Origin of the sequence: Pseudoalteromonas sp. SR41-8 (genome assembly GCF_014163915.1) — a bacterium.
In the GTDB taxonomy this organism is placed as follows: Bacteria; Pseudomonadota; Gammaproteobacteria; order Enterobacterales; family Alteromonadaceae; genus Pseudoalteromonas; species Pseudoalteromonas rhizosphaerae.
In genome coordinates this window covers 1-11,345 of the sequence record NZ_JACJEE010000015.1, presented here as the reverse complement: position 1 = coordinate 11,345, position 11,345 = coordinate 1, and the positions used below count along the sequence as shown (strand labels likewise).

Annotated in this window: 10 protein-coding genes; 3 read left to right on the top strand and 7 right to left on the bottom strand. The window is 39.2% G+C overall.

Annotation, left to right across the window (positions count from 1 at the left end; translation table 11 throughout):
• Window positions 1–3: 3 nt before the first annotated feature.
• The 3 genes from H5162_RS11610 to dolP are packed head-to-tail and all read left to right on the top strand — an operon-like array spanning window position 4 to window position 1,530.
• Window positions 4–375, top strand: a complete 372-nt coding sequence (locus H5162_RS11610) for a YraN family protein (protein ID WP_145236829.1) — start codon at window positions 4–6, stop codon at window positions 373–375.
• A gap of 1 nt (window position 376) precedes the next feature.
• A complete protein-coding gene (locus H5162_RS11605; protein ID WP_145236825.1) occupies window positions 377–964 on the top strand; it encodes an SIS domain-containing protein in 588 nt (195 codons plus the stop codon).
• Entirely contained in the window at window positions 964–1,530 is a 567-nt protein-coding gene (dolP, locus tag H5162_RS11600; RefSeq protein ID WP_182778578.1) for a division/outer membrane stress-associated lipid-binding lipoprotein, read from the top strand. Before H5162_RS11605 ends, dolP begins: the two co-directional genes overlap by 1 nt.
• 191 nt (window positions 1,531–1,721) lie before the next feature.
• Here dolP and H5162_RS11595 read toward each other — a convergent pair whose 3' ends face one another.
• From H5162_RS11595 to petA, 7 genes are all read right to left on the bottom strand, one after another.
• Window positions 1,722–5,018 (bottom strand): EAL domain-containing protein, encoded by a 3,297-nt coding sequence (locus H5162_RS11595; protein WP_182778575.1) that lies wholly within the window; start codon window positions 5,016–5,018, stop codon window positions 1,722–1,724.
• Window positions 5,019–5,103: 85 nt separating this feature from the next.
• Window positions 5,104–6,657: a PAS domain-containing methyl-accepting chemotaxis protein gene (locus H5162_RS11590; RefSeq protein ID WP_145236816.1), complete on the bottom strand. Its 1,554-nt coding sequence runs from the start codon at window positions 6,655–6,657 to the stop codon at window positions 5,104–5,106.
• Window positions 6,658–7,099: 442 nt separating this feature from the next.
• Window positions 7,100–7,540: a ClpXP protease specificity-enhancing factor gene (locus tag H5162_RS11585; protein ID WP_145236812.1), complete on the bottom strand. Its 441-nt coding sequence runs from the start codon at window positions 7,538–7,540 to the stop codon at window positions 7,100–7,102.
• Window positions 7,540–8,166, bottom strand: a complete 627-nt coding sequence (gene sspA / locus H5162_RS11580) for a stringent starvation protein SspA (protein ID WP_064667929.1) — start codon at window positions 8,164–8,166, stop codon at window positions 7,540–7,542. Before sspA ends, H5162_RS11585 begins: the two co-directional genes overlap by 1 nt.
• A 79-nt stretch (window positions 8,167–8,245) precedes the next feature.
• Window positions 8,246–8,989: a cytochrome c1 gene (locus H5162_RS11575; protein ID WP_145236807.1), complete on the bottom strand. Its 744-nt coding sequence runs from the start codon at window positions 8,987–8,989 to the stop codon at window positions 8,246–8,248.
• The gene (locus H5162_RS11570; RefSeq protein ID WP_145236803.1) at window positions 8,986–10,251 is read right to left on the bottom strand and encodes a cytochrome b N-terminal domain-containing protein; all 1,266 of its coding nucleotides are present in this window, start codon (window positions 10,249–10,251) and stop codon (window positions 8,986–8,988) included. The genes H5162_RS11575 and H5162_RS11570 overlap by 4 nt, the downstream gene beginning before the upstream one ends.
• Window positions 10,251–10,841: a ubiquinol-cytochrome c reductase iron-sulfur subunit gene (petA, locus tag H5162_RS11565; protein WP_145236799.1), complete on the bottom strand. Its 591-nt coding sequence runs from the start codon at window positions 10,839–10,841 to the stop codon at window positions 10,251–10,253. Before petA ends, H5162_RS11570 begins: the two co-directional genes overlap by 1 nt.
• Between the last annotated feature and the right edge of the window lie 504 nt (window positions 10,842–11,345).

Here is an 11,345-nt window from a genome sequence, read left to right as displayed (position 1 = left end):
GTGATGTCGTGGTTTAAACAACTGTGGCAAAATAGCCGAGAGAAAGGCCAGTATTACGAGCTACAAGCGCAAAAATACTTAGTAACGCAAGGGCTGATCCCGTTAGAGCGAAACTATAACTGCCCCTACGGGGAGCTAGATGTAATAATGCGCGATGGCAACACGCTAGTGTTTGTGGAAGTGAAATTTCGCAGTAGCTATGTTAAGGGTGGAGCAATCCACGCTTTAGGTAAACAAAAGCAAGAACGTTTAAAGCGCTCTATTTACCATTATTTAGCAACCAAAAAGCTTAGTGATCAAGCAATAAGAATCGACTTTGTCGCAATAACAGGCGGCACATCGCAACAACTTAATTGGATAAAAAACGTATTTTAATATGCAAGATACTATAAAAGAGATTTTTACTGAAAGCATTCAGGTGCAAATAGCCGCCGGCGAAGTACTCCCAAGCGCCCTAGAAGCCGCTGCATTTACCATAGCGCAAAGCCTAATCAATGGTAATAAATTGATTTGTTGCGGTACTGCGAGCTGTCATATGCTTGCTCAGCATATGGCCGGTATATTGATCAACTACTACGAAACAGAACGTCCTTGTTTACCGGCAATCGCGCTGTCACAAGAACATATCAATCTTGGTCAAAGCACCCAAAGTGACGACCAAGAAACTTTTGCGCGGCAAATACGAGCGTTTGCTCAACAAGGCGATTTACTATTGGTCTTAGCAATTAATGGCAACGAAAAAAACATCATATCGGCAGTCGAAGCCGCACTCACCAAAGATATGAAAGTTATTGTTATGGTTGGTGATGATGGCGGTGAGCTAGTAGGTTTACTCGGCGCCAATGATGTCGAAATTCGTGTTCCGTCAAAACGTCCGAGCCGCATCATAGAATCTCACTTGGTTAATCTTCACTGTTTGAGTGAACTCGTCGACTTGACCCTATTCCCACAGGAAGAAAGCTAATGTTGAAACAATCTCTAATTGTTATTAGTACAGTACTATTATTACAAGGCTGCGCTGCTGCAGTTGTTGCAGGTACCGCTGGTGCCGTTACCGCAGCCAACGATCGTCGTACTCTTGGTTCGCAAATCGATGATAGTAATATCGAAATCAAAGCTGGGGTCGCAATAAACGATGTACCTCGCCTTGCTGATCATGCCAACATCAGCGTGATTAGCGTTAACGGCATTGTATTGTTAATAGGCCAGGTTGCAACTCAAGAAATGAAAGACGAGGCTCAGCATACGATTGAGGGCTTACCTGCTATACGCAAAATACATAACCAAATTCGTATTGGCTCTAACATTAGCATGAGCACCCAGACCCATGATTCTTGGTTAACGTCGAAAGTAAAAACACAATTACTTACCACCGACAACATCAGTAGCAACAACATCAAAGTAGTAACTGAGAATGGCGAAGTATTTTTAATGGGCTTAGTATCAGATGCAGAAGCAAACACCGCTGTAAGCGTTGCACGTAATGTTTCGGGTGTAGAACGCGTTATTAAGGTATTTGAGTACTTATAAAGATAAAGAATTTTCAGCCGTGTTTGCCATTAGGTTAACACGGTCTCTCCATTTTAATCATCCGTAGCTGAAACTTAACTCAGCCTTCGTCACAAATAAATATCGTATAAAATCGCTTGCCCTTGGTTTTACTAAAAGAGCCCACAACGCGATGCCCTCTATTTAAGTCGCATTATTGCTACAATAAAATATTAAAATTGTATTTCTTCAAATATACATGGTTTACCAAACAGATAACCCTGATAGGCATTGCAGCCCATGCTCTGTAATAATAACCGTTGTGCTTCTGTTTCAACCCCTTCAGCTATTACTTCTAAATCCATTGAACTAGCTAGTGTTATAACAGCCTGAGCAATCGCTTTATCATTAAGACTATTAATAATATCACGGACAAAACTCTGATCTATTTTCAACTGATCCAAAGGCAGTTTCTTTAGGTAAGACAAAGACGAATAACCCGTACCAAAGTCATCAATTGAAAATGTAATCCCATGCTGCTTTAGCTCTCGCATCTTAGCTTTAACATCGGATATATTATTTGCTAAGAGAGATTCTGTGATTTCTAACTTTAGACGCTCTGGATTAGCTTTTGAGCTATTAAGTGCCTTGAGAACTACCTGAACAAAGTCTTTTTTACTAAACTGTACAACACTAATATTAACTGCAACGGTAAAACTAGCTTTAGCAGGAGTTTTTGCCCATTTTGCTAATGTTTCACATGCTTGTTGCAATACCCACTCACCTATAGGCACTATAAGCCCAGTATCCTCTGCCAATGGAATAAAGTCCGCAGGTGAAATAATGCCTTTTATAGGATGAACCCAACGCAATAGTGCTTCAACACCAACAACTTGTTGGTATTGGTTAATCTGCTTTTGGTAAAACAAAGTGAATTGCTGTTGATTTACCGCTTCGTGTAAGTCACCGATAAGAGTAAGTCTTGAGCTAACAGCAATCTGCATCTGAGGGTCAAAGAATTGCACCCCATTACGACCAGCATCTTTTGCCTTATACATAGCTAAGTCTGCTTGCTTGAGTAGCTCCTCTGTTGATGTGTTTGCTTTATTAAACATAGTTACACCAATACTTGCTGAACTATTATATGTTAAACCATCAAGATTAAACTCTTGCGCTAAGCGGGTCATAATTTTTTGAGCAATCGATTCAGCTTGATTAGCAGCCTCTTTTTCATCATCCCCCAGATCAGCAGCAATAATAACAAATTCATCACCACCGAGCCGAGACACAGTATCCCCATGGTTTATTGCTTTAACTAATCGATTAGCCACCTTACATAACAATAAATCCCCTTTATTATGTCCAGCACTGTCGTTTAAATTTTTAAAGTTGTCTAAATCTAAAAATAAGACTGCAGCGAAATTGCAGCTTCGAGCACAATGGGAAATAGTATTTTGCAATCTATCAAGTAACAAACGACGGTTTGGTAACATAGTAAGTGAATCATAAAACGCTAGCTTATGTATTTCCTGTTCACGTTTTTTACGTTGAGTAATGTCGCGAATAATACCAATAAAGTTGATCTCACCAGCATTTTTCACCTCGACAACACCTAGCTCAATAGGAAAGGTAGCGCCGTTTTTGTGCAATGCATCAAGCTCTCGAATGCGCCCAGTAATATCACTATTCCCATTGTTTATATATTTTTTTAAATAGTGATTATGGTGCTCGCAGTGCGGTGAACCCATTAGCATGCTAATATTGTTACCTATAACTTCATTATCACTATAACCAAAAATTTCCTTTGCGGCTTGGTTAAATGTGAGCACTACCCCCATACTATCGATAGTAATAACACCATCAAGCATACTTTCTACGACGGCGACCATTTGTTTTGATTTTTCATCGAGAGAGCTTTCAGCTTTGATTTGATCATTAATATCAAAGTGCGTACCTAGCAACCACTCTGCTTTACCATCATCAGTGCGAGAGGATATCTTTCCACGGGTATTGATCCAAATCCAATCACCATTTTTGTGCTTCATCCGCATGTTAGCTTCATAGCTCGGGAGCTGACCAGAAACATGTTTTTCAAGTTGAAATAAACAATAATGAAGGTCATCAGGATGAGTTAGCTTCTCCCAGCTAAAACGACTTAATGGAAGCAACTCAGCAAGCTTATAACCTAATAAATCAGCCCAATTGTCATTAATGAGTAACTCGCTAGTTTGAATATTTAAATGCCATGTACCAATCTTGTTTGCATCAATAACCGTTTTAAGTAAATTTTGACTGTTATGAATAACCTGTTCATCTAGCTTTTCTTTTGTTATGTCAGTCTGTATTGCAATATAACCTGAATGCCTGCCCTCATTATCTAACAGTGGATTACATGCTATTCTTATCCAATAAGGCTTTTTATTTTTGGAGTAATTTAGCACATCGACGTTAAACCCCTTGACTGCGCTAATAGCATGTCTCATTTCATTTATTGTCTCAGGATCTGTATCTAGCCCTTGCAACAACTCACCTGGTTTTTTTCCTGAGATATCATCTAATTTGAAACCCGAAATAGCAGTAAAAGCTTCATTTATCCAAACAACTAAACCACTTTTATCGGTGATTATAACTCCGTTTGTTGTTTGTCTGACAACCTCTGAAAGGCGTCGTAACTCTTCGCTTGCGAGTAATTGTTCTGTGATATTACGAATAACGAGTAATACCTCATTTTTATCAATCTTTTTGTAACGAACTTCAAACGACCGGTTTGACTTAGTAGTAAATGTATTATTTTGATGAATAGCATCATCTGCATTAAAAGCCTGTTCAACTTTGCTTATAAGTTGACAGCCTAGCTCATTAGGCATTAGATCATTAATAGTGTGGCCAATAATTTCATGCTGAGGTATCGGTAAATCAGGGTGTTCATTACATGATATAAAACGGTATTCTCGGTCAATCACAAACACCATATCTGGCAACGTAGCTAAAATTGATGCCTTTTTTTTCATAGTAGAATGTAATTGTTGCTTAAAAACCTCTTGGTCTAGCCGAGTAATTTCATGCTCCACCATATCAGCGAATTCACGTAGCATTTGCTTTTCATCACTTGAAAAATCACGGGGCACAACATCAATAATGCATAACGTACCTATTGGTTGCCCGCTGGACTCGCGTACTGGTGCGCCTGCATAAAAACGAATATGAGGTTCATGTGTTACTAGCTGATTTGTCGAAAAACGAGAATCTTTTATTGTATCTGTAACAACAAAAACATCCGGCTGTAAAATTGCATGCCCGCAAAAAGAGATTTCACGCCCAGTTTGACAAACATCCAATCCAACCTTTGATTTAAACCACTGCCTGTCACTATCGACCAAAGAAACTAAGCATATTTTTACATTAAAAAAATGTGCAGTTAATCGCGTGATACGATCAAATCGCTCCTCAGCAAGCGAATCAAGTAAACCTGTGTGTTTTAAAGCATTTAAGCGAGCAGATTCATCAGCGGGGTAATCAGGTGCGCTCATTTACTTCTCCAAGTTTTTTACTCATTAGTTTCATATCAATATCAACATACATAATTAAGAAATGGCTTTTGATAAATTTTTTACTTTATTGTTTGAAGCGAACAACGAGTTCATGCAGCTCATCAGCTATCTTATTAAGATAGATAATAGTTTCTGATAACTTGTTGGAGCTTTCAGTACTCGTATCTGCAAGTGCAGAAATATTTACAATTTGACGATTGATATCTTCAGCAACATGGGATTGCTCTTCAACTGCTGCAGCCATTTGAGTAGACATAGAAGCAATTTGACCTACAGACTCGGTTACACCATTTAGCATTTTACTGCTCTCAATAACATGAGAAAGACCATCTTTTGCATCAATAGCCCCTGCATCAGCTATTTCTACCGCGTCACTTGCACGCTGCGTTAATTCGCTAACAATACCGTAGATTTCTTTAGTTGATTCTTGGGTACGCTGAGCTAGACTTCTAACTTCGTCTGCTACGACAGCAAAACCACGGCCTTGTTCACCCGCACGAGCGGCTTCAATTGCAGCATTCAAAGCTAGTAGGTTAGTTTGATCAGCAATTTGTTCAATTATTTGAGCCGCATTAGCTATTCGTGCTGTTTGTTCTGAAACACCTCGTACTGAACTACTAATTTGCTCAACCGTAAGCTGCAGTTTTTGAATAGAATTATGGGTAATATTGGCTATTTCAGAGCCTTTTAAAGTCAGCTCATTGGCTTTGTCAGCTTGTGATGCAGTATCACTCACATGTTTCGATACTTCAGCAATAGCGGTAGACATTTCATTCATTGCTGTAGCAACTTGCATAGTTTCTAACTGCTGACTTTCAATATCTCTTCTTGTTTTATCAGTCAGCTCAGCACCTTTCTCAGATTCCTTAGCAACAACCAGCGCAGAACTTTCGATACGAGTTATAATCGTCCCTAAATGAGCAAGTTGACTTAAAATAGCAACTTTAAGCTTTCCTAAATCACCAGCATCATCGGTATAGCTTTTGACTGCAAGAGGATCCGAAAATGAGTGAGAAAGCATATTATTAAGCGCATTGAGAGTTTTCTTTTTAACTATAGAAACCCAAATGGCAAAAATAACAACTGATGTAAACAAAATACCTTCGGACAATCTTGCATAACCAGCTAAAAATAATATTGCGCAAATAATAATTGAAAAAGTTAGCAATAAATTTTCTAAAGACACTGGTAAATGCATTTTCTGGCTTTTACCTTTGTTGATATCACGATAAAGCTGCGTAGCCCGAGCAACCGCCTGTCGTGATGGACAAGAACGAACTGACTCATAGCCAACAATCTTATTGTCTTGTGTTATGGGTGTAACATAAGCATCGACCCAATAATAATCGCCATTTTTACAGCGGTTTTTTACAAGCCCCATCCATGGTTTACCCAATTTTAGATAAGACCACATTGTTTTAAATGCTTCTGAAGGCATATCAGGATGCCTTACTATGTTATGAGGCTGACCTATTAACTCTGCTTTTTTAAACCCGCTGATTTCAATAAAAGCTTCATTACATTCAAGAATGTTGCCTTGAGTATCTGTTACTGTAATTAACTTAATATTATTATTGAATGTTTTTTCTTTAGTCGTAACAGGCAGGTTACTACGCATCGTATATACCTAATTATTAAAATTGTTGGAATTATAAAGAATTGTGAAAGATTACAAAGGATTGTGGAAGATTATGAAATTATCATAATATTATACTAATAATAAAATAAGCACTAGGAAATAATACTGAATTATAGAAAACACAAGAGCAAGCTGAATAATTAATCGGTACACTTTTAATTAAAGCTAGTTGTTGCATTTTTACTTTATAATTATTTTATATCGTGTGATGCCACTTAGGCTCAAGTTAAATAATGTATCAGTTCACAGTGCTGCTTGTTTTACAGCAGAACCTCATAAAAATATCTAATTAGGTGGTCAAATTAACGTTGCTAATACAAATTTAAACCACGTATTTGCTCCCTGCATACCATTAATATGCGTGCTTATTGCGCGCATAAAAAAACCGCTTAATCAGCGGTTTTTATCAAACAATTACATATTACTTAATAACACGTAAGTGTGAGCCTTTTTTCTTTTCAGGCTTAGAAGGAGCTGGCTCGTCAGGTAATAATTCATCTGCGATATCAACACTTTCTAACTCAGCTGCAAACTCGTCTTCATCTTCTAAAAACTCATCTGCAGTAAACACAGTGCCTTCACCGTTTTCGCGGGCATAGATCGCAAGCACGGCACCAATTGGCACGTATACTTGCATTGGCTGACCACCAAAGCGGGCACTAAAGCTTAACTGCTGATTATCCATTGAGAATTGTGTGACAGCTGATGGGCTAATATTCAACACAATTTGTCCATCTTGAACAAACTGTGTTGGTATTTGCACGGCTGGAAAATCAGCATTAACCACTAAATGCGGTGTACACTGATTATCAACAATCCAATCAAAGAAAGCACGAAGTAAATAAGGACGATTAGGCGTCATTACAAACGGATCTCGCGCTCAGTTTCAGTAAGAGAAGCTTGGAATGATTCACGCTCAAATAAACGGATCATATATTCTTTCATCTCTTTAGAACCTGCACCAGTTAGCTCAATACCAAGCTCTGGTAAACGCCATAGTAATGGTGCTAAGTAACAATCAACTAAACTAAACTCTTCACTCATAAAGTAAGGAGCTTCAGTAAAGATTGCTGAAACAGCAAGTAAAGCTTCTGTTAGTTCTTTACGCGCTTGTGCAGACTCTGCACCATTAGCATAAATTTTAGCAGCAAGGCTGTACCAATCTGTGTCGATGCGATGCATCATTAAACGGCTGCGGCCACGCATTACCGGATAAACAGGCATTAGTGGAGGGTGAGGAAAACGTTCATCAAGGTATTCCATGATGATGTTTGCCTGATATAAACCAAGCTCACGGTCAATCAGTGTTGGCACTGTACCGTAAGGGTTAATTTCATGAAGTGCTTCTGGCAGGTTGTCCTTTTCAGCCAGATGAATATCTACACTTACGCCTTTTTCAGCAAGTACAATGCGTACTTGATGGCTATACATACAGTTAGCACCAGAAAAAAGGGTCATTACAGGGCGCTTATTGGCAGCTACGGCCATGCCTACCTCCATTAAATAACAAAAACAGCAAAAGGGGCTTAAGCCCCTATTGCAAAATTACCTTTAAATATGTTCAAAATTAATGAACATCTCTCCAGTATTCTTTCTTCAGCATGAATGCCAAGATAAATAGGATAACTAAGAATCCGATAACCTTGATACCTAACGCTTCTGATTCAAGACGTGAAGGTTCACCCACGTACTCAAGGAAGTTAGTTAAGTCACGAGCCGCTTGATCGTACTCGTCTACACTCATTTCGCCTGTTCCATCTGTTTCAGTACCAATAACTTTAGTCACAGTGTGACCATGTTCTTCGACTTCTTCAGTAATAGGTGTTGGTAAACCTTGTAGTTCTTGCAGAACGTGAGGCATACCTACCAGTGGGAAAACAATATTGTTTACCCCAAACGGACGAGATTCATCTTTATAAAATGACTTTAAGTACGTGTAAATATAATCCGGAGATTTTACACGTGCAATTAGAGTTAGATCCGGCGGAGCCGCACCAAACCATTTTGCTGCATCATCTTTAGTAATTGCGTTAGTGATATGGCTACCAACTTTTGAACCGTCAAAAATTAACTGTTCAAGGCCAACGGCTGTTGGAATACCGATATCACGGAAAGTACGCTCATAACGCTGATACTGCATTTGGTGACAACCAAGACAGTAGTTCATGAACAACTTTGCACCACGTTGCAACGAAGGCTGATCAGTTAGGTCATTACCGGCTTCCATTAATGGAACCGATGGACCTGCCGCCATTGCCGGCAATACGTTTATTGATAAAGCAAATAAACCGATAATAAGCTTTTTCATCATTTCGTTAACCTCTCAGGCAATGGCTTAGTTTTTTCATTCTTACTGTATACAAACAACAGTACGAAGAACATAAAGTAAGTCACAGTACAGATTTGCGAGACAATCGTTTTAAAGTCAGTTTGTGGAGTTGCACCCACCCAACCAAGTAGTACGAAAGTAACAACAAACCCTGCAATGTTCCATTTATGGAAGCCACAACGGTAGCGAACCGATTTAACCGTACCACGGTCAAGCCAAGGTAATAACGCCAGCACTACAATCGATGCACCCATCGCAGCAACACCAATTAGTTTATCTGGGATTGCACGTAAGATTGCATAGAATGGCGTAAAGTACCAAACTGGGAAAATATGTGCTGGTGTTTTAAGTGGATTTGCCGCTTCAAAGTTTGGTCCTTCAAGGAAGAAACCATTCATCGCAGGCATAAAGAACACCACCCAACAGAACAAGATTAAGAAACCAACCACACCCACAATATCTTTTACTGTGTAATAAGGATGGAACGGAATCGCATCAACAATATCTTTCTTGTCAGTGTAATACTCATGGAATTTAAATTTAGGCTTATCTTCTTCAGCAACAGAGCCTTTCTTACGCTTGATCTCAACGCCGTCAGGGTTGTTTGAACCCACTTCGTGCAGTGCCACAATGTGTAAGAATACTAAAATTACGATAACCAATGGTAAAGCAATAACATGTAATGCAAAGAAGCGGTTAAGCGTTGCACCTGATATTACATAATCACCACGGATCCAAAGTGTTAAGTCATCACCAATAACCGGAATAGCCCCGAATAGTGAAATGATTACCTGTGCACCCCAGAATGACATTTGACCCCATGGTAATAAGTAACCCATGAATGCTTCAGCCATTAACGCTAAGAAGATAAACATACCGAATAACCACAGTAATTCACGTGGTTTTTGGTAAGAACCGTAGATCATGCCACGGAACATATGCATATATACAACGATGAAAAACGCTGATGCACCTGTTGAGTGCAAATAACGTAGTAACCAGCCGTATTCTACATCACGCATGATGTATTCTACTGAAGCGAATGCGCCCTCAGAAGACGGAACAAAGTTCATCGTTAACCAAATCCCGGTAAGAATTTGGTTTACTAGTACTAACATGGCCAATGAGCCAAAGAAATACCAGAAGTTAAAGTTTTTCGGTGCTGGATACTGTGCAATATGCATGTTCCAAACACGTGTCATTGGGATACGGTCGTCTATCCAACCAATAATTTTACCGAACATTAGGCTACCCCTTTTTCTTCGCCCACTAATATAGTGGTTTCATCAAGAAATGTGTAAGGTGGTATTTCTAAGTTTAACGGGGCAGGTACCGATTTAAATACACGGCCAGCCATATCAAATTTAGAACCGTGACATGGACAGTAGAAACCATCATCTGTTCCCTCAACCTTTTCACCAAAATTACCTTGGAAAAAGCCAGGTGAACACCCTAAATGCGTACAAATACCTACCGCGAGAAATATCTCAGGGCGTAATGAACGGTAATCATTTGTTGATGATTCTAATTGTTGTGGCTCTTGCGATTGCGGATCACGAAGTTGACCTTCGTGTTCTTTCATCTGCTCAAGCATTTTAGGGGTCCGTGATACAACCCATACAGGTTTACCACGCCACTCGACACGTATTAATTGTCCCGGCTCAAGTTTGCTGATATCTACTTCTACAGGCGCACCCGCAGATTTAGCTCGCTCACTTGGATTCCAAGACGCAATAAAAGGAACAGCAGCCCCAGCCGCACCAACACCACCTACAACAGAGGTAGCTATGGTTAAAAAGCGACGTCGGCCATTGTCTACAGGCGCATTGCTCATCCACTTATCTCCACTATGATTCTCAACACTTGCTATATTGAGAACATCAGTTACAGCAGGTTAATTTTTCGAAATTTTAAAATAGAAGCGATCATAATTAAAACCCTTGATTAAAACAAGGTTATTAACAGCCTCATGCTCGAATAATCCCGACTTTATCAACTAATTGACTAAGTTAGCTCGAGCATAGAGCCGTTTTATGATATGACTTTTACAAAAACAATATACTGACCAAGATCAACCTCACTAAAAGGAAGCAGATTAACTGCACATGGTGCTGTTGAACTCACTCACATTACTTGCCAGACAATTGTAGCAAAAAAATTCATCAATTAACTGACGGATTTACACTTATTACGATAATTATTGAACTTTTTTTAAAGTTATACGCAACAAAGGCAGTAGCAGGTTAATTATTAGCCGCATATTTGATACGAGTTTGCTTATGTCTGATAAAAAGTGCGAGTTTGCTTATCTCTGCTAAAAAGTGCGAGTTTGCTTATG